15 protein-coding genes and 1 pseudogene are annotated in these 17,205 nt (G+C 65.5%); 3 read left to right on the top strand and 13 right to left on the bottom strand.

The window, feature by feature from the left end:
* The first annotated feature begins 84 nt into the window (after window positions 1-84).
* Window positions 85-1,093, top strand: a pseudogene (locus AC1DZP_RS05970) (serine hydrolase domain-containing protein).
* Window positions 1,094-1,103: 10 nt separating this feature from the next.
* Window positions 1,104-2,219, top strand: coding sequence for an anhydro-N-acetylmuramic acid kinase (locus AC1DZP_RS05975; RefSeq protein ID WP_477300790.1), 1,116 nt, complete (start codon window positions 1,104-1,106; stop codon window positions 2,217-2,219).
* Here the strand turns inward: AC1DZP_RS05975 and AC1DZP_RS05980 are convergent, their stop codons facing one another.
* From AC1DZP_RS05980 to AC1DZP_RS05990, 3 genes are read right to left on the bottom strand one after another with little or no spacing between them, the layout of a single operon-like run.
* Window positions 2,220-2,648 (bottom strand): GNAT family N-acetyltransferase, encoded by a 429-nt coding sequence (locus tag AC1DZP_RS05980; protein ID WP_477300792.1) that lies wholly within the window; start codon window positions 2,646-2,648, stop codon window positions 2,220-2,222.
* Window positions 2,649-2,687: 39 nt separating this feature from the next.
* Window positions 2,688-4,079: a sigma-54-dependent transcriptional regulator gene (locus AC1DZP_RS05985; RefSeq protein WP_477300794.1), complete on the bottom strand. Its 1,392-nt coding sequence runs from the start codon at window positions 4,077-4,079 to the stop codon at window positions 2,688-2,690.
* Complete coding sequence (locus AC1DZP_RS05990) at window positions 4,076-5,896, bottom strand: sensor histidine kinase (protein ID WP_477300796.1); 1,821 nt, start codon at window positions 5,894-5,896, stop codon at window positions 4,076-4,078. The genes AC1DZP_RS05985 and AC1DZP_RS05990 overlap by 4 nt, the downstream gene beginning before the upstream one ends.
* A gap of 322 nt (window positions 5,897-6,218) precedes the next feature.
* On the opposite strand from AC1DZP_RS05990, the gene AC1DZP_RS05995 reads away from it, so the two are divergent.
* Entirely contained in the window at window positions 6,219-7,547 is a 1,329-nt protein-coding gene (locus AC1DZP_RS05995; RefSeq protein WP_477300798.1) for a dicarboxylate/amino acid:cation symporter, read from the top strand.
* A gap of 74 nt (window positions 7,548-7,621) precedes the next feature.
* Here the strand turns inward: AC1DZP_RS05995 and AC1DZP_RS06000 are convergent, their stop codons facing one another.
* Genes AC1DZP_RS06000 through AC1DZP_RS06045 form a run of 10 tightly spaced genes read right to left on the bottom strand, consistent with a single transcriptional unit; the run spans window position 7,622 to window position 17,126 of the window.
* Window positions 7,622-8,716, bottom strand: coding sequence for an ABC transporter ATP-binding protein (locus tag AC1DZP_RS06000; protein WP_477300800.1), 1,095 nt, complete (start codon window positions 8,714-8,716; stop codon window positions 7,622-7,624).
* Window positions 8,709-9,731 carry an ROK family protein gene (locus AC1DZP_RS06005; RefSeq protein WP_095080966.1) on the bottom strand — a complete coding sequence of 341 codons (1,023 nt, stop codon included), beginning with the start codon at window positions 9,729-9,731 and terminating at the stop codon, window positions 8,709-8,711. Before AC1DZP_RS06005 ends, AC1DZP_RS06000 begins: the two co-directional genes overlap by 8 nt.
* Window positions 9,728-10,450, bottom strand: coding sequence for a ribulose-phosphate 3-epimerase (locus tag AC1DZP_RS06010; protein WP_477300803.1), 723 nt, complete (start codon window positions 10,448-10,450; stop codon window positions 9,728-9,730). The genes AC1DZP_RS06005 and AC1DZP_RS06010 overlap by 4 nt, the downstream gene beginning before the upstream one ends.
* Window positions 10,447-11,277 carry an alpha/beta fold hydrolase gene (locus AC1DZP_RS06015; protein ID WP_477300805.1) on the bottom strand — a complete coding sequence of 277 codons (831 nt, stop codon included), beginning with the start codon at window positions 11,275-11,277 and terminating at the stop codon, window positions 10,447-10,449. The genes AC1DZP_RS06010 and AC1DZP_RS06015 overlap by 4 nt, the downstream gene beginning before the upstream one ends.
* On the bottom strand, window positions 11,277-12,095 hold the full coding sequence (locus AC1DZP_RS06020; protein WP_477300807.1) for a sugar phosphate isomerase/epimerase family protein: 819 nt from the start codon (window positions 12,093-12,095) through the stop codon (window positions 11,277-11,279). Before AC1DZP_RS06020 ends, AC1DZP_RS06015 begins: the two co-directional genes overlap by 1 nt.
* A complete protein-coding gene (locus AC1DZP_RS06025; RefSeq protein WP_477300809.1) occupies window positions 12,095-13,171 on the bottom strand; it encodes a Gfo/Idh/MocA family protein in 1,077 nt (358 codons plus the stop codon). The genes AC1DZP_RS06020 and AC1DZP_RS06025 overlap by 1 nt, the downstream gene beginning before the upstream one ends.
* Window positions 13,172-13,182: 11 nt before the next feature.
* Window positions 13,183-14,004 carry a sugar phosphate isomerase/epimerase family protein gene (locus AC1DZP_RS06030; protein ID WP_477300811.1) on the bottom strand — a complete coding sequence of 274 codons (822 nt, stop codon included), beginning with the start codon at window positions 14,002-14,004 and terminating at the stop codon, window positions 13,183-13,185.
* A gap of 5 nt (window positions 14,005-14,009) precedes the next feature.
* Window positions 14,010-14,846 carry a carbohydrate ABC transporter permease gene (locus tag AC1DZP_RS06035; RefSeq protein ID WP_457151421.1) on the bottom strand — a complete coding sequence of 279 codons (837 nt, stop codon included), beginning with the start codon at window positions 14,844-14,846 and terminating at the stop codon, window positions 14,010-14,012.
* A complete protein-coding gene (locus tag AC1DZP_RS06040) occupies window positions 14,843-15,775 on the bottom strand; it encodes a carbohydrate ABC transporter permease (RefSeq protein WP_477225902.1) in 933 nt (310 codons plus the stop codon). Before AC1DZP_RS06040 ends, AC1DZP_RS06035 begins: the two co-directional genes overlap by 4 nt.
* 4 nt (window positions 15,776-15,779) lie before the next feature.
* On the bottom strand, window positions 15,780-17,126 hold the full coding sequence (locus AC1DZP_RS06045; protein WP_477300813.1) for an ABC transporter substrate-binding protein: 1,347 nt from the start codon (window positions 17,124-17,126) through the stop codon (window positions 15,780-15,782).
* Window positions 17,127-17,205: the final 79 nt, after the last annotated feature.

A 17,205-nucleotide genomic window follows, 5' to 3' on the forward strand; every position in this document is an offset into this window, starting at 1 on the left:
TCCGATCTCCCCCCTTGAGGGGGAGATGTCCGGCAGGACAGAGGGGGGTGGGACGGAACGCTGCCTTTCAGATGGAGGCCGGCATTGAGCACCCTCGCCGAGCTCTTCGATCGCGCGTTCGTACCGCTGAAGGCCGCAGTCGCCGCCAAGCGCATCCCCGGCGGCGTGCTCGGCATTGTCGACAAAAATGGCGAACGCGTCGTCAGGTCGGTCGGCTCCGCGCAACTCGTACCGAAGTTGCGGCCAATGCACGACCAAACCTGGTTCGACCTGGCGTCCTTGACCAAGGTGATCTTTACGACACCGCGCATCCTGGCGCTGGCCGAAGACAGCCTCATCGATCTCGATGCGCCGCTGATCTCCGCTCTGCCGGACCTTCGCCAGTATGATGCACAGGCCTGGGAGCGGAAGGTGACGTTTCGCCAGTGTCTCGTGCCACCAGACGCCGTTTCCCGCCGTCGTGCCGATCTACACGTATGGGCGCGATCCCGAGCTGTTGCGCGCCTTCATCCTGCAGCGCGAATGGCGCGCCCGCGACCCGGTCTATTCAGACATCAACTTCATCCTGCTCGGCTTTGCGTTGGAGCGGCTCTCGGGAAAAACAATCCGGAACATGGATCCCGGCCCGGGCTTCGCTTTTTCCGCCGAGCCGGATGCGTCAGCCGCGACCGAGGACTGCACCTGGCGCCATCGCGTTTTGTCCGGCGAGGTGCACGACGACAATTGCTCGGCGCTGCAAGGGGCCGGACATGCCGGCCTGTTCGGAACAGCCGCTTCCGTCCTCGATTTCGCGCAGGGGCTGCTGGACAGCACGGGCGCGTCCGAGCGTTCGATCGCGCTGATGCGAACGCCCTTGTCTGCCACCCGGACGCATGGCTGGGAGCGCCGCTATGAGGGCTGGTCCGGCGGGGCGTTGTGTAGCCCGGGAACCATCGGCCACACCGGCTTTACCGGCACGGGACTGTGGATCGACTTCGACAGAGGCAAGGCCTGGACCTTGCTCACCAACCGGATCCATCCGACACGTCATTTCGACAGCGGCATCGCTCCGCTTCGGCAGGCGGTCGGAGATCTTGTTAACGAGGATTGTTAGGGAAGTGACCATGGAACCAATCTGGGCCGTCGGCCTGATGACCGGCACCGTGCTTGACGGCAATATCGACGTCGCGCTGATCAAGACCAATGGCGAACGCATCGATGATTTCGGCACCTATCGGCTGATGCCCTATGCCCCGTCGATTCGTTCGCTGCTGGAGGAGACGCTGAAGGAGGCAAGGGCCTGGAATTTCACCGGGCCGGAGCCGGCGATCTTTCGCAAGGCGGAGGAAGCCCTGACGCGTGCCCAGTCGGCGGCGGTCAAGGAACTCGTGGAAAGCTACGGCATGAAGATGGCCGATATCGGCGTCGTCGGCTTTCATGGCCAGACCGTGCTGCATCGCGCGCCACAGGTGGGCCGGCTCGGCCAGACCCGGCAGCTCGGCGACGGCGAACTCATGCACGCAATCCTCGGCACCAAGGTCGCCTATGATTTCCGCTCAGCCGACATGCGCGCCGGTGGCCAAGGCGCGCCATTGGCCGCGGCCTATCACACCGCTTTGATGCGCAGCGCCGGCGCCAGTGGCGAGGTGGCTGTGCTCAATCTCGGCGGCGTCGCCAACATCACCTGGTGGGATGGCGCCGACAACGTCGTCGCCTTCGACACCGGACCTGCCAACGCGCCGCTCAATGATTTCATCAAGTCGAAGGGGCTCGGCGACATGGACCGCGACGGCGCGCTTGGTCGCGCGGGAACAGTGGATGAGGCACGGCTGGCGAAACTCCTGCAGCACCCTTATCTGACCAAGCCCTACCCGAAATCGCTGGACCGTTTCGACTTCGGCGCCGCCATGGCGGACGGCCTGAACGCCGAGGATGGCGCAGCCCTTTTGACCGCCTTCACCGCTGCCGCCGTCGGCAAGGCGCTCGACCTGTTGCCGCGCCGCCCGAAAAAACTCGTGGTCAGCGGCGGCGGCCGCCACAACCCGACAATGATGGCGATGCTCGCCAGCCGCGCCGGAGTCGAGGTGGTGCAGGCCGAAAGCCTTGGCTGGAGCGGCGACGCGGTGGAGGCGGAGTGCTTTGCCTTCCTCGCGGTTCGCGTGCTGAGGGGCCTGCCGATCAGCTTTCCAAGCACGACCGGCGCACCGCAGCCGATGCGCGGCGGACGGCTCGCCGGTTAGTCAGGTCCCTAGAAGCGTCTTCTGCAGGAAGATGCGGCTGCGGCCGACAGGGAAATCGGCAAGCGTTCCGAAGGGCTGATAGCCCTGGCGCTGATAGACCTTGGCGGCGTGCGGATTGAAGGTGTCGATCCAGGCATTCCGACAGCCGCGCGCCACCGCTTCCTGCTCGGCCGCATCCAGCATGTTGCCGGCCATCTGCTGGCCGCGCAGCCTTTCATCGACCCACAGCCACTGCACATAGAGCCAGCCCCAGGCGGTGTAGCCCGAGATGCCGGCGACGACAGTGCCGTCTTCGTCGCGCACGAACACGGCCAGGGCCTTTCTTTCGGAAGCACCGACATCGCCGTCGTTGAACGCCGTCAGCCGTTCGGCGAGAAAGGTGAGTTCTTCCGGCGAGGGATTTGCCGTCGTTTCAAGTGTCGTCTTCATGGCCTTTTCCGAACAAGGGGCACTATGCTTGCGCAATGTTTATATCTGGCCCCGAACAGGGTGCGTATCCGCATCGCCGCCATTGCGAAACTCGGACGCAGCAATGCCGTAGCGCTTGAGCTTGTCGTAGAAGGTCTTGCGCGGCACGCCGAGTGCGTCGATGGCGCTGCGCACATCGCCACCGTGGTCGCGCAGTGCGTCGCGGATGAGTTGCGCCTCGTAATGGCCGACCCGTTCGGGCAGTGTGGCCGCGGGCTCCGGCAAGTGCACTGGAATTGCTTTCGTCTCGTCGTCGGGGCCGAGGCCGAGCGCGACGCGATCGGCAAAATGCGCAAGCTCGCGCACATTGCCCGGCCACGCGTGCGACTGGAGATGATCGCTGACCGCCGCGTTGACCCCGGCGACCGGCCGGCCGAACCGCTCCGCGGCCTTGCCGAGGAAATGGCCGAACAGCATCGGGATGTCGCCGCGCCGCTCGCGCAACGGCGGAATGCGCAGCGTCACCACGTTGAGGCGGAAATAGAGATCCTCGCGAAAGTCGCCGCGCTGGCCCTGCCGTCCGAGATCCACCTTGGTCGCCGCGACGACCCGGAGGTCGACGCGCCGGGTTTCGTTCGAGCCAAGCGGGGTAACACTACGCGTTTCGAGCACACGCAGCAGCTTGACCTGGAGGGCCGGCGGCATGGATTCGATCTCGTCAAGGAACAACGTGCCGCCACTGGAATGCTCGATGCGGCCGATCCGTCGCCGCTGCGCGCCGGTGAACGCGCCCGCCTCGTGGCCGAACAGCTCGCTTTCTATGACGGTCTCCGGCAGAGCACCGCAATTCAGCGCCACGAAGGGTTTCGCGCGCCGCCGGCCCCATCTGTGCAGGAGGTCGGCCACCACCTCCTTGCCGGTTCCGGTCTCCCCTTCCACCAGCACGTCGACATCCATGTCGGCGATCTGCCGCAAGGTCTCACGCAGCCGCCGGATGGCGGGCGCTTCGCCGATCAGCGGCAGACCGTCGGTAGCCTGCGCCGCGGCTTCGCGCAGCCGCCGGTTCTCCATCACCAGCCGCCGCTTCTCCGATGCCCGTCTGAGTGCCTCGACGAGGCGGTCACCCGCATAGGGTTTCGGGATGAAATCGTAGACACCATCCTTGAGCGCTGCCACGGCAAGATCGACGTCGCCATGCCCGGTGACCAGGATCACCGGTATGTCCGGGTCGATCGCCTTGACGCGATCGAAAAGCTGCAGCCCGTTCATGCCCGGCATGCGGATGTCGCTGACGACCACGCCCTCGAAATTCCTGTCGACGACGGCAAGCGCCGCCTCGGCCGCGTCGAGCGCGACCACCTCGAAGCCGGCAAGCTCAAACAATTGCGTGGTGGCGTGAAGCAGGTCCGCATCGTCCTCGACGAGCGCCACCAGCCCTGATGCGTCTGTCATTCAATTCGCCTCAAGTCGATGGTGAAGGATGCGCCGCCCGCGCTGCCGGGATCGAGCCGCAGCGTGCCGCCCAATTCCTGGGCGATCTCCTGCGAGATCACCAATCCGAGGCCAAGCCCCTTCTCCTTGGTGGTCTGGAACGGCATGAACAGATTGCCGGCTGCCTCCGGACCGAGGCCAGGGCCGTTGTCGCGCACCGAGATCAGCACCCTGTCGTCGCGCTCGGCGATGTCGATCTCGATGCGGGGATCGGGCTGGTCCTTCATCGCGTCCAGCGCATTTTGCAACAGGTTGACGAGGATCTGCTCGAGCCGGATGCGGCTGGCCATGACCACCGGCGACGCGCTGCCGCGCGGCTTGACGATGGTCACGCCGGAATCACGGATGCGGCCGGACAGAAGCGACAGTGCGCCGTCGATCGCCTCGCGCACTGGCAATGGCGAGGCGGCGACGCCTGGCCGCCGGGCAAAGGTGCGCAAGGTGCTGGTGATCGCGCCGATGCGCTCGGTCATCGAAACGATCGATGTCAGATTGCCGCTGACCGGCTCGGTCTTGCCCGTGTCGAGAAAGCGGCCGGCGTTCTCGGCATAGGTGCGGATGGCGGCGACCGGCTGGTTGATCTCGTGCGCCACACCGGCGGCGATCTGGCCGAGGATGGAAAGCCGGTTGGCCTGGGCGAGATCGTCACGCAACCGGCGGACCTTGGCTTCGGCGTTCTCACGCTCGGCGATTTCGCCGGCAAGCGCCGTGTTGGATCGGGTCAACTCGGCCGTTCGCGTGCTCACCCGGCTCTCCAGTTCGGCATTCATGCGCGCCAGCGCTTCCTGCCGCAGCCGGCGGGCGCGCCGGCGCCGGGTGACCACGAAGGCAAGCAGGCCCATGAGCAGCAACCCGAGCAGCGTGGTCAGGCACGCCGTGTTGGCGGCGGACGACAAAGCCGCGTCGGCGGGCGTCAGCACCCACAGACGCCAGCCGGGCACCGCACCGGGCAGGTCCTGCACCACTTCAACGAACTGGCGCGGCTTTCCGGAGCTGTCGATTGTCGCCAGGCCGTCACCGGCACCGCGTCGCAACGGCAGCGGTTCGAAGCCGGCATCGGCCAGCTGAAGTTGCTCGCGGGCAGCGGCGGCGTCCTGCGCCGAGAGCGGCGCTAGGGCATGAAACCGCCACTCGGGCTGGCTGGTGGCCAGCACCACGCCGCGTTCGTCGGTGACGAAAACAAGAAAGCCGCTGGAACGCCAATTGGCTTCGACGCGGTCGAGTTCGACCTTCAGCACCGCAACGCCAAGCGGCTTGCCGCCATCATCGACGCGGCTGGCGAGGTAAAGACCCGGCCGGCCGCTGATCGTGCCGAGGCCATATTGGCTGGCAGCACCTTTGGCCATTGCCTCCTGGAAATAGTGACGAAAATTATAGTCGATGCCGACAAAGCTCGTCGGCTCGCCTGCATTGCTGGCGGCGATTGCGATGCCTGCTGTGTCGATGACATAGATGGCGGACGCCGATGCATCGCCGGCAATCGCCCTGAGCTTGTCGTTGAGGGCCGCTTCTTGCATCTTTCCGGCCCGGCGCAGCGCCCCGCGCAGGGCATCGTCGCGTGACAGCACCAATGGAACCAGGCGCTGCTTTTCGATTTCGCCGGTCAGGGTTCCCGCCGCCAGCGGCAGGGCGGCAAGCGCTCCGTCGCGCAGATTGTCGGCCGCCTGGCCGGTGGCGATGCGCCCGGCGATGGCGATCGCGCCTGCCAGAACCGCAAGAGCGACGACCACGACACGCCAGCGGCCATCGCGCAGCCGGGCCACCGCTTCGCGAAGCAATTCACGGCCGGCCGCGTATCCCCTATCGATGCCTGCTTGCGACGTCTGCCCTCTCCCTTTTCCTCGCGGCCCGTTTTTCCCCCGCAGCCTTGGGGCCCAGTGTAATGCGAAATTCCGCCCAGGCAAACGCTGCCTGTGCGGAAATCCGCACAGGCATTCGCGGCAAAGCGGCTGACAACCGCCGAAATCCAGGGATTCCGGCCTTTCACCGATCTGGCACAGCGCTTGCAAAAGTCCTTGCAGCGGCGCGCGACCGGAGCGCCGCGATGGGAGAAGTCACGCAGGGCGGTGCATTTCCGCCCCTCCGGCAAGGGAGAGTTCGATGCACATCGCAGACCAATCAGGCGCGCCTTCCGCGCAGCGCAAGCCTTTCTATGCCCAACTCTACGTGCAGGTGCTCGTCGCGATCACCGTCGGCATCCTGCTCGGTCACTTCTATCCGTCGATCGGCGAGAGCATGAAGCCGCTCGGCGACGCCTTCATCAAGCTGGTCAAGATGATCATCGCCCCGGTCATCTTCCTGACCGTAGCGACCGGCATCGCCGGCATGAGCGACCTGCAGAAGGTCGGACGTGTGGCCGGCAAGGCGATGCTCTACTTCCTCACCTTCTCGACGCTGGCGCTGATAATCGGCCTTGTCGTGGCCAATGTCGTGCAGCCGGGTGCCGGCTTCAACATCGACCCGGCGACACTCGTCGCCTCGACCGTCAACACCTATGCCGCAAAGGCGCATGACCAGTCGGTCACCGGCTTCCTGATGAACATCATCCCGACGACGATCGTCGGCGCCTTCGCCGACGGCGACATCCTGCAGGTGCTGTTCTTTTCGGTGCTGTTCGGTATTTCGCTGGCGCTGGTCGGCGACAAGGGCACGCCCGTCCTCAACTTCCTGCAGGCGCTAACGACGCCGATCTTCAAGCTGGTCAGCGTGCTGATGAAGGCCGCACCGATCGGTGCCTTCGGCGCCATGGCGTTCACCATCGGCAAATACGGCATCGGCGCGGTCATCAACCTCGCCATGCTGGTCGGCACCTTCTACGTGACGTCGCTGCTGTTCGTGTTCGTCGTGCTGGGTGCTGTCTGCCGCTATAACGGGTTCTCAATCCTGTCCTTGATCCGCTACATCAAGGAAGAGCTGCTGCTGGTGCTGGGAACGTCCTCATCGGAAGCCGCCCTGCCGTCGCTGATGGAAAAGATGGAGAAGGCCGGCGCCAAGCGCTCGGTGGTCGGCCTGGTCATCCCGACCGGCTATTCCTTCAACCTCGACGGCACCAACATCTACATGACGCTGGCGGCGCTGTTCATCGCGCAGGCAACCAACATCCATTTGTCGATCGGCGACCAGATCCTGCTGCTGCTGGTTGCGATGCTTTCCTCCAAGGGCGCCGCCGGCATCACCGGAGCCGGATTCATCACCCTGGCCGCCACGCTGTCGGTCGTTCCGGCGGTACCGGTCGCCGGCATGGCGCTGATCCTTGGCGTCGACCGCTTCATGTCGGAGTGCCGGGCGCTGACCAACTTCGTCGGCAATGCCGTCGCCACGCTGGTCGTGGCCCGCTGGGAAGGCGAACTCGACGAAGCCAAGCTCGCCAGGGCATTGGCGGGCACGGCCGACGACAGCCTGCCGGCTGATCTCGTTCCCGCCGAATAATCCGAGCGCTTCAACACCAATCAGCGGCCGGAAGCCCATGGCTTCCGGCCGCTGCCGTACAGGTGACAACGATGTCAGGCGGTTTTGCGCAGCGGTGCCAGCGCCTTGCCGTCGGTGGCGAAGAGATGGCAGCGGGAGGGGTCGGCCTGCATGGCGATGGGGCTGTGCAGCGGTGTCGTGTCGATGCCCTCGGTCTGAACGACGAGCCTCGTCTTCTCGCCGATCTCGGCATGCAGGATGGTCAGGCCGCCGAGCCGTTCGGCCAGCACCGCCTCGCCCTTGAACTGGCCCGCATCCGCGATGCGGATATGTTCCGGCCGGATGCCGAGCAGCAGCTCGCTGTCTTGTGCAAGTGCGCCCGCCTCGACCGGAACGACCAGGCTGGATCCGCCCGGCAGGGCAACGGCAACGCCATCCGCGTTGGCGGACAGAACCCTGACCGGCAGCATGTTCATCTTCGGCGAGCCGATGAAGCCGGCGACGAAGACATTGGCTGGCCTGGCATAGAGGTCGAGCGGCGTGCCAACCTGTTCGATCGTGCCGCCATTGAGGACGACGATCTTGTCGGCCATGGTCATCGCCTCGGTCTGGTCGTGCGTGACATAGACGATGGTGGCGGCGAGCCGTTCGTGCAGCTGCATCAGTTCCAGCCGCATGTTGACGCGCAGTGCTGCATCGAGGTTCGACAGCGGTTCGTCGAACAGGAACACCTTCGGCTGGCGCACGATCGCGCGGCCGATGGCGACACGCTGGCGCTGGCCGCCGGACAGCTCCTTCGGGCGCCGCTCGAGCAGATGCGACAATTGCAGCACCTCGGCCGCCGCCTTGACCTTGGCGTCACGCTCGACGACCGGCAGCCCGGCGATCTTCAGCGCAAAACCCATATTTTCGGCGACCGTCATATGCGGATAAAGCGCATAGGACTGAAACACCATGGCGAGGCCGCGCTCGGAGGGATCGACCTCATTGATGCGCGCGCCATCAAGCATCAGCTCGCCGGAGGTGATCTTCTCGAGACCGGCGATCATGCGCAGCAGCGTCGACTTCCCGCAGCCCGACGGGCCGACGAAGACGACGAACTCGCGGTCGCCGACATCGAGGTCGACGCCCTTGATCACCTCGGCATTGCCATAGGATTTGCGCACGCCGCGCAGCTTGAGCTCAGCCATTGAAGTCCCTCCTCGCATCCGGATATGTGCTTGGACCGACAGGCATGCGTGCCGCCAGCGTACCTCTGTCATCGAACAGGACAAGGCTGGCAGCACCAACCAGCCCGGCGTGGCGGCCAAGCTGGGCCTGAACGACCGGCACGTCGCGATAGGCACGCATGGCCCGCTGCCTGATGGTCGCCTCGATGGCAGGCGCCATGAGGTCGAGGCCATTGGCAATGCCGCCGCCGACGACCAGCACATCGGGCGAATAGAGATGCAAAAGATTGGTGAAGCCGATGCCAAGCCAGCGGGCTTCCTCCTCGAGCAGGGCCAAGGCAAGCTCGTCCAGCAGTCGTGCCGCCTCGACCACGTGACGGCCGGTCACCTCACCGTTGCCCGAGAGGCGCCGCAGCGCCGAGCCATCAAAGGGTGCTGTCGCGGCGTTGGCACGGCGACCGAGCGCGGTGCCCGAGGCAATGGCCTCGAAGCAGCCGACGACGCCGCACATGCAGCGCTCGCCCTCATTGGTGATGGTCATGTGGCCGATCTCGGCGGCGAGGCCTCGGCGGCCATGCAGGATGCGCCCGTCGACGACGACGCCGCCGCCGATGCCGGTGGAAACCGTGACGAAGACCAGTGAGCGGGCGCCGTGACCGGCGCCGAAGCGCCATTCGCCGAGTGCCGCGGCATTGGCGTCGTTCTCCAGCCGCACCGGCAGGCCGAGCCGCCGTTCGAGGATATCGGCAAGCGGCACGTCCAGCCAGCCGGCGAGTGTCGGCGGTCCGACGGCGATGCCGGCCAGCGGATCGAGCGGTCCCGGCGCGCCGACGCCGACGCCGACGATGGCGAGCGCCGGGGCCTCGGCGTAGATGGTCGCGGCCAGCGCCTCGATCTGGCCGATCACCACGTCGGGGCCAGCCTGCGCCTGCGTCGGCACCGCCGCGAATGCCAGGATCTTGCCGTCACGGTCGACCAGGGCGGCACGAAGCTCGGTGCCACCAAGATCGATCGCAAGGGCGGCTTCGTTGCTCATGCCGCAACCTTCAGGCCATGCAGCCAGCCGATGCGGCCGGCCAGATCCTTGTCGCCAAAGGCCAGCGAGCCGAGAACCACGGTTTCGGCGCCGGCGGCACGCAGCAAGGGCACGGTCTCGTGGCGGATACCGCCATCGGCGGCAAGAACCACGGCCGCCTCGCGGCCGGTCTCTCTCAGGATGGCGCGGGCAGCGGCCAGCCTGCCGCAGGCCTCGTCCGACAGGCTCTGCCCCTTGACGCCAATTGCCGTTCCGAGAAGCGTGACGAAGGCGACCTCGGAGACGAAAGGCGTCACCGTCTCGACCGGCGTCTCCAGCCTGAGCACGACGCCGGCTTCGGCGCCGAGTTCCCGCGCCAGCCGGACGGCGCGCTGTCCCGCCTCGCCGTTCTCGGCATGGACGCTGATCATGTCGGCGCCGGCCTCGATGAATTGGCGCGTCTGCGACTCGACTACAGCCGCATCGACCATCAGATGGACATGGATGGGTTTGGCCGTCAGCCCAGCGATGCGGGCGACGAGATCGGGAAAGAACAGGAAGGACGGGGCGAAATGACCGTCCGCCACGTCGATGTGGTGAAGGTCGACATAGGGCTCGATGCGCTTCAGATCGCGCTCGAAATTGACGAGGTCGGCGGACCAAAGCGAGAATTCAGCGATCATGCGATCGCGCGGCAATGCGGCGATGGCGGCCTGGCCTGAGAGAGGTTTCGAGATCATGACTGGTCCTGGTTGTTGAAACGATCACCGAGGAAGCCCGCGATAGCAGCACGGACCTCGGCGAAATGGCGATCCTTGTCGGTGGCCTTCGGCGTCACCTCAGTGAAGACTGCGTCGGGGATGGTTTCGGCAAGCTCTTGGGCGGTTGCCAGCGGATGGACGAGATCGACGCCGCTGCCGATGACCAGCGTGGGGACAGCGAGGTTGCGGGCAGCGGCCGGCGTGACGCCGGGCCCATCGTTTGCGATCGCCCGCATCACCTCGGCGAAGACAGCCGCATTTTCGCGCTCGAAGAAACCAAGCAGGGAAGCAAGATTGTCAGGCGCTTCCCCACGAAAGCGGGCGGCGGTGACCGAGGTTGCAAAGGCGTTGCGCGCGTCCTCCAGCGGGCGATCGCGGATGAGCTTCGCCACCTCCGAAAAGGGCTGCATGTTCTGCGGCGCCGCATCGAAGCGCCAGGCCGGGCGCACCAGCACCAAACCCAGGACACGGTCCGCGTGATGGCTTGCAAGCCTGAGCGCGATCGCCGCGCCCATCGAGACGCCGCCGGCGACGAAACGGTCGAGCCCGGCCGCGTCGGCGGCGGCCAGCACGTCGTCGGCAAACATGGCGATCGAAAAGGGCCGCGTCGAGCCGGCGCCAGAGCCGCCGTGTGCGCGGCATTCGACGGTCAGCCGGCGGTATGACAGGCTGTCGGGAAAATTCTGCGCCACCTGCGCCGCATCACCGCCGAGACCATGCTGGAAGATGACCGGAAACCCCTGCCCGGTATCGAAGACACAAAGCGCCGCATCGTCGCGAAGCATGACCGTCGGAGCGGTGTCCATCAGAGGAGCCTCCGCAGGAAGGTCGCGACGCCGGGGGCTTCGCCGGCGGACAGCCCGTGGGTGACGAGCGCCCTGTCGAAGCCCACCGCCTTCAGCCGCGCGATGAAATCCGGGAAGTCGACGATGCCTTGGCCGGCGCTGGCAAAACGGCCGTCACCATAGCGGTCCTTGGCGTGCGCCATGGCGATGTGGCCGGCCGCCTCGCCGATCGCGGCGGCGACAATGGTACGCGCTTCGCCGGGCGTCGCATGTTCGAACAGGTTTGCCGGATCAAGCACGATCTTCAGGCGCTTCGATCCCATCTCGGCGATCAGCCTGCTGGCATCCTTCGCAGAGGTGACGATGTTGGCCTGCTCGGGCTCGATGCCGAGATCGACACCGGCGGTTTCGGCCAGCGCCAGCGCCTTCGCCATCTCGGTGGCCATGTCGGACCAGGCCGCCGGGTCGGCATTGTCGGGATGGTATGCYCATTGGTCGGCGGCGTTGCGCGAGCCGGTGCAGAGCGTGACCAGGGGAATGTCCAGGGCAGCAGCAGCCTCGATGACGACGGCAAGGCGCCTGAGGCCATCGTCGCGGACGGCCTTGTCGGGATGCACCATGTTGTAGGTGCCCGATAGTGCCGCGAGCGAAACACCGCTCGACTGCGTGGCGGCGCGGATCGCCGCGATGGCGTCCGACGGCACGGCATCCGGCATTGACGGCAGGCCGGCGCAGGCGAGGTTGAACTGCGTGGTCTCATAGCCAGCATGCCGCACGGCAGCCAGCACGGCGGCTGGCTCGGCGCCTGGAAAGGTCTTGGCGAAAATGCCGAGACGCATCACACCGCCCCCGAAACCGAGGCGAGCTCAACCCGCTCGCCTGATACCACCGAGCGCGCGATGGCGACCATGGCGCGGATCGACGCGACGCCGTCCTCGACGTTGGCGCCGCGCATCGGCGCGCCTTCGAGCACCGTTTCGGCAAGAGCTTCCAGCTGGCGGCGGAAGAAATGGCCGTCAGCGCCGAGCGGCTTGTGGGCCGTGGCCGACTTCTCGTGAAAGATCTCGACCTCGCTGGCGCGGAAGTACCAGGGGTTGAAGGTCTTGGCGATGACAGAGCCGTTCTCGCCATAGAGCTGGAAACCTTCGTGCCAATCCATCCGAACGGCAACGGTGAGATCGAGATGGCCGAGCGCGCCGCTGGCGAATTCGGTCTCGACGAACCAGCAATAGGCGCCAAAACGCTCGTTGAGGCGGGCGCGCACGGCGACGATATCGCCGCACAGGAAGCGCGCCGTGTCGACGAGATGCGAGCCGTGCGCCAGCATGAAATACTGCCTGAGATCAGCCTTCGGATTGCCGCTCGGTTTCCTCGCCAGTTTGCTGGTGACGGGCAGCGGCTGAACGGCATCGGTGTTGGTATAGCGATAAGTGGAATCGCAGTACCAGGCCTTCAGCGCCAGCACGTCGCCGATCTCGTCGCGGACGAAATCGCGCGCCGCCTCCAGCGCGGGATCGAAGCGCTTCATGTGGCCGACCTGCAGGACCTTGCCGGAGCGCCTGACCGCCTCGGCCAGCGCCTCGCCCTCCTCCACCGAGGTGCCGATCGGCTTTTCGCACAGCACGTGCTTGCCGGCATCGAGCGCCTTGATCGACATCGGCACGTGATAGGCGTCCGAGGTGGCGACGATCACCGCTTCCAGTTCGGGATCGGCGAGCATCGCGTCATAGTCGGCATACATCTTCCGCGGCTCGTAGGTAGCACCCATGCGGGCGAGAAGGTCGGGTGCGGCGTCGCAGATGGCGTAGAGATCGGCATTGCTGGCCTTGGCGCAGGATTGAAGATGCGCAAACTGCGCGATGGGGCCGCAACCGAGCACGCCGACCCTGAGGCGTCTGTCCTGTTTCTTGATCATCGTCTCGTTCTTCAGGCGCCGTAGCTGCGCATTGTTTGGCGGTTGGTCTTGACCGCGCCGGCGGGGTCCGCGGCGGCGGTGTCGGATTCCTCTTCGAGCACCAGCCAGCCGGTGAAACGCGGCGCGGTGCCGGCGATCTCGATGACCGCCGGGGTGTCGCAGACGCCTTGACCGAGCATGGCCCATTTGCCCTTGGCGTCGACGTCCTTGAGATGGATGTAACGGATGCGGTCGCGGAAGGTGCGCAGCGTGTCGAGCATGTCCTTGTGGCCGCGCAGGATGTGGCCGGTATCCGGCACCCAGCCGACCAGATCGGGGTCGAGCAAGGCAAAGATCGTGTCGTAGTCGGCGCGGTCGAAGAGCAGCGTGTTGTGGTGCGAACTCGGATGCACCGCGACATCCACACCGGCCTTGCGGCCGATCTCGGCGGCGCGATTGTAGAATTCGGCCGATATGGCGAACTTGTCTTCGCGCGGACCATCGGAGACGACCGTCGCCGAGCCGATCGAGACCAGTGCGCCGGGAAAGTTCGCGGCAAAGCCTGTCCAGCGCCGGGCGGCTTCGAGGTCGCTTTCCAGCGCCTCTTTCAACGTGAAACCGCTCTTCGAGCCAAAGGCAAAGGAAACGAGGTTGAGGCCTCGGGCGTCGAGCGCGGCAGCGAATTCAGCCGGCCTGTCGGCGTAGCGGCCGATCATGGTGTCGGTGATCTCGATGCCGGCATAGCCGCCATCTTCTATCGCCTTCAACAGATCGTCGGGGCCGCCGGTCCAGCCCTTGCCCAGCATTTCCCAGGTGAAGGTCTGACAGCCGACCTTGAGCTTCGTCTCCGTCATGTCATTCATTCCTTGACGCCGCCCTGGGTCAGTCCTTCGATGATGTGGCGCTGGAAGAACAGCACCAGGAGGATCAAGGGCACGGTCACCACGGCGGAGGCCGCGGCGATGTCGCCCCAGGGGACGTAATAGAGGTTGGTGAAGTTGGCGATGCCGACCGGTATCGTCTGCCGGTCGATGTTGGAGGTGAAGGCGAGCGCGAACAGGAATTCGTTCCACGCGGTGATGAAGGCGAGCAGGCCGGTGGTCACCAGGCTCGGCAGCGACATCGGCAGGATGATGCGCCAGAGCAGGCCAGGCACACTGACGCCGTCCATGCGCGCCGCCTCGTCGATCTCGCGCGGCAGCGTCTCGAAATAACCGAACAGCACCCAGGTGACGAGCGGCAGGCCGAGCGCCAGATAGGTGATAATCAGCGCCGTGTAGGTGTCGAGCAGGCCGAGATTGGTGGCGACCAGATAGAGTGGCCCGACCAGCGCGATCTGCGGGAACATCGATACCGAAAGGATGACCATGAGAATGCCGAAGCGGCCCTTGATGTTGAGCCGCGACAGCGCGAAGGCGGCCAGCGAGCCGACGAACAGGCAGAGGAACGTGGTCGCCAGGGAGACCACCAGCGAGTTCCAGACGTAGCGGTGAAGCTGCTTCTCGACAAAGGCGTTGTAGTAGTGCTCCAGCGTGAAGGGATCCGGGATCAGCGACGGCGAGCCTGACGTCAGCGCCTTGTCGAGCTGGAACGAGGTCGAGAACTGCCAGATGAACGGACCGCCCGACCAGACGAGGATCAGCAAGGCGCCGAGATAGATGGCGAAGGTCTGCAGCGGCGAGCGCGTGTCGTTCATTGCGCTCTCCTGATCTGGCGGACGAGGTAGAGGCAGAACACCAGCGCGATGATGCCCTCGGTGACGAACATCGCCGTCGAGACGGCCGAGCCGTAGCCGAACTGCAGCGTCGAAAAGAGCACCTTGTAGGACAGCGTCGACAGCGTTTCGGTCGAATCGGCCGGGCCACCGCCGGTCAGCACATAGACGAGGTCAAAGACGCGGAAGGCGTCGAGCGCGCGGAACAGGCCGGCGATCAGCAGGGTCGGCATCAACAGCGGCAAGCGGATGTACCAGAAGGTTATCCAGCCCTTGGCGCCATCCATGCGCGCCGCCTCGATCAGCGAATTGGGCACGGTCTGCAACCCGGTCAGAAGCAGCAGCGCCATGAACGGCGTCGTCTTCCAGACATCGGCGATGATGATGGTGATCATCGCCGTGTCAGTGGAGCCGTACCAGTTGATGTTCTGGTCGATCAGCCCGGCATGCAGGAGGATGTAGTTGATGATGCCGTTCTGGCCATCGAACAGCCAGCCGAACATCTTGGAGGTGACGACGGTGGGCATCGCCCACGGCACCAGCATGGCCGCGCGGACGAGCCCCCGCCCCTTGAAGGCTTCGCACAGGATGAGCGCCATACCGAGCCCGATCACCGTCTCCAGCACGGTCGAAGCGGTGGTGAACCAGATCGTGTGCCACCACGCATTCCAGAACTGCGGGTCGCCCCACAGCTCGACATAGTTGGAGAAGCCGGTGAAATCCTGTTCCTGCGTGATCAGCGAGGTGTTGGTGAGCGAGAGGTAGAGCCCGTTGACGATCGGGTAGAAGGAAACCGACGCCAGCGACACGAAGGCCGGCGTCAGCAGGAGCAAGGCCCACAAGGCGCCCGGAAGCGCTTTGCCGAGACGCCGCGGCCGGCCGACACTGGGAATGGTGGCCGCGGCGGACATTGGTTCAGCCTACGATCTTGTCGATTTGCGCCGCCGTCGCGTCCATCTCGGCCTGGACGTTGCCGGAGACCAGCGCCTTGGAGATGCCGGACTGCAAGGCAAGCGTCACTTTCGCGTATTCAGGCGTGATCGGCCGCGCCGTGGCGCCGGTGAAGACTTTCTCGAGGCTGGCCATGAACGGCTGTTCCTTCTTGATCTGTGCGTCCTGGAACAGCGCCGGCCGCGTCGGTGCGAGGCCGAAGTTCAGCGCGATGCGGTGCTGGACCTCGGTCGACGACAGCCAGGTCAAGAGCTCGATCGCGGCTTCGCGCTGCTTCGAGTTGGCATTGACGCCGAGCTGGTAGCCGCCGAGGCAGGCCGAGCTCTTGCCGCCGGGGAACGACGGCAGCGGCGCGACGCCGACCTTGTCGACCACCTGGGAAGCCTTGGCGTCCTGGGCGATCGGATAGACATAGGACCAGTTGCGCATGAACATCGCCTTGCCCGAGGTGAAGGGCTGGCGCGACGGCTCCTCGTCCCAGGACAGCACGTCCTTCGGGCTAATCTTGTTGGTGGCGAGGGTGTCGTGCAGGAACTGGATCGCCTCCACCGCGCCCTTCTGGTTGATCAGCGACGACTTGCCGTCGGGCGCCAGGATGGCACCGTTGTTGGAGGTGATGATCTCGACCGCGTCGCAGACCAGCACCTCGGCCTGCTTGCCTTGCCAGAGATAGCCGTAATCGATGTCGCCGGCCTTCTGCGCGGCGGCGGCAATGGTCGCCATGTCGGCCCAGCTTTCCGGCACCTTGCCGCCATGCTTTTCCAGCACGTCCTTGCGGTAATAGAACATGCCCGAATCCATGAACCAGGGAAGGGCGGTGAGCTTGCCGCCATAGGTACAGGCATCTAGGGTCCCGGTGAAGTAGACGCTGCGCTTGTCGGCCGGGAAATACTCGTCCAGCGGCAGCGCCCATCCGGCGGCGGCAAAGCCGGCGATCCAGATCACGTCCTGGCTGAAGACGTCGGGCGTGCCGGTGCGGCGGGCGAGCTGCTGCACCAGGCCCTGGTAGACCTCGGTCGAGGAGCTCGGGGGCGGCAGTTCGATGTTCTTGACCAGGATGCGGTCCTGCGATTCGTTGAAGGCCTTGATCAGGTCGCCAAAGGTCTCCTTGCCGAAGAAGGCGGCGCTGGCGAAGCTGATCTCGGCCCGGCTCTGGGCACGGGCCCGGCCAATGCCGAGCGACGTCCCCGCCCCGAAAGCCGCCGCGCCGAGAAGGCCGGCGGAACCGATGAGAAATTGCCGGCGATCGGCGATGGTGACATGCCCAATCGACTTGGAACCGCTGCGCGGCCCCTTCTTTGACTCGTCCATGTGTAGTCCTCCCAGAGTTGACGGCAGCCACTCCCGCCCGTCCAACTTCGCACATGATTCATAAAAAATTGTCGCGCGT

This window comes from Mesorhizobium sp. P2_F8, assembly GCF_056403655.1.

What these genes read in the sequence shown, in the direction of transcription:
- AC1DZP_RS06000 (WP_477300800.1), bottom strand. Translation starts at nt 8,716, where the DNA reads ATGGCTGAGCTCAAGCTGCGCGGCGTGCGCAAATCCTATGGCAATGCC.
- AC1DZP_RS06015 (WP_477300805.1), bottom strand. Translation starts at nt 11,277, where the DNA reads ATGGACACCGCTCCGACGGTCATGCTTCGCGACGATGCGGCGCTTTGT.
- AC1DZP_RS06030 (WP_477300811.1), bottom strand. Translation starts at nt 14,004, where the DNA reads ATGACGGAGACGAAGCTCAAGGTCGGCTGTCAGACCTTCACCTGGGAA.
- AC1DZP_RS05995 (WP_477300798.1), top strand. Translation starts at nt 6,219, where the DNA reads ATGCACATCGCAGACCAATCAGGCGCGCCTTCCGCGCAGCGCAAGCCT.
- AC1DZP_RS05985 (WP_477300794.1), bottom strand. Translation starts at nt 4,079, where the DNA reads ATGACAGACGCATCAGGGCTGGTGGCGCTCGTCGAGGACGATGCGGAC.
- AC1DZP_RS06025 (WP_477300809.1), bottom strand. Translation starts at nt 13,171, where the DNA reads ATGATCAAGAAACAGGACAGACGCCTCAGGGTCGGCGTGCTCGGTTGC.
- AC1DZP_RS06045 (WP_477300813.1), bottom strand. Translation starts at nt 17,126, where the DNA reads ATGGACGAGTCAAAGAAGGGGCCGCGCAGCGGTTCCAAGTCGATTGGG.
- AC1DZP_RS06005 (WP_095080966.1), bottom strand. Translation starts at nt 9,731, where the DNA reads ATGAGCAACGAAGCCGCCCTTGCGATCGATCTTGGTGGCACCGAGCTT.
- AC1DZP_RS06040 (WP_477225902.1), bottom strand. Translation starts at nt 15,775, where the DNA reads ATGTCCGCCGCGGCCACCATTCCCAGTGTCGGCCGGCCGCGGCGTCTC.
- AC1DZP_RS06035 (WP_457151421.1), bottom strand. Translation starts at nt 14,846, where the DNA reads ATGAACGACACGCGCTCGCCGCTGCAGACCTTCGCCATCTATCTCGGC.
- AC1DZP_RS05975 (WP_477300790.1), top strand. Translation starts at nt 1,104, where the DNA reads ATGGAACCAATCTGGGCCGTCGGCCTGATGACCGGCACCGTGCTTGAC.
- AC1DZP_RS06010 (WP_477300803.1), bottom strand. Translation starts at nt 10,450, where the DNA reads ATGATCTCGAAACCTCTCTCAGGCCAGGCCGCCATCGCCGCATTGCCG.
- AC1DZP_RS05980 (WP_477300792.1), bottom strand. Translation starts at nt 2,648, where the DNA reads ATGAAGACGACACTTGAAACGACGGCAAATCCCTCGCCGGAAGAACTC.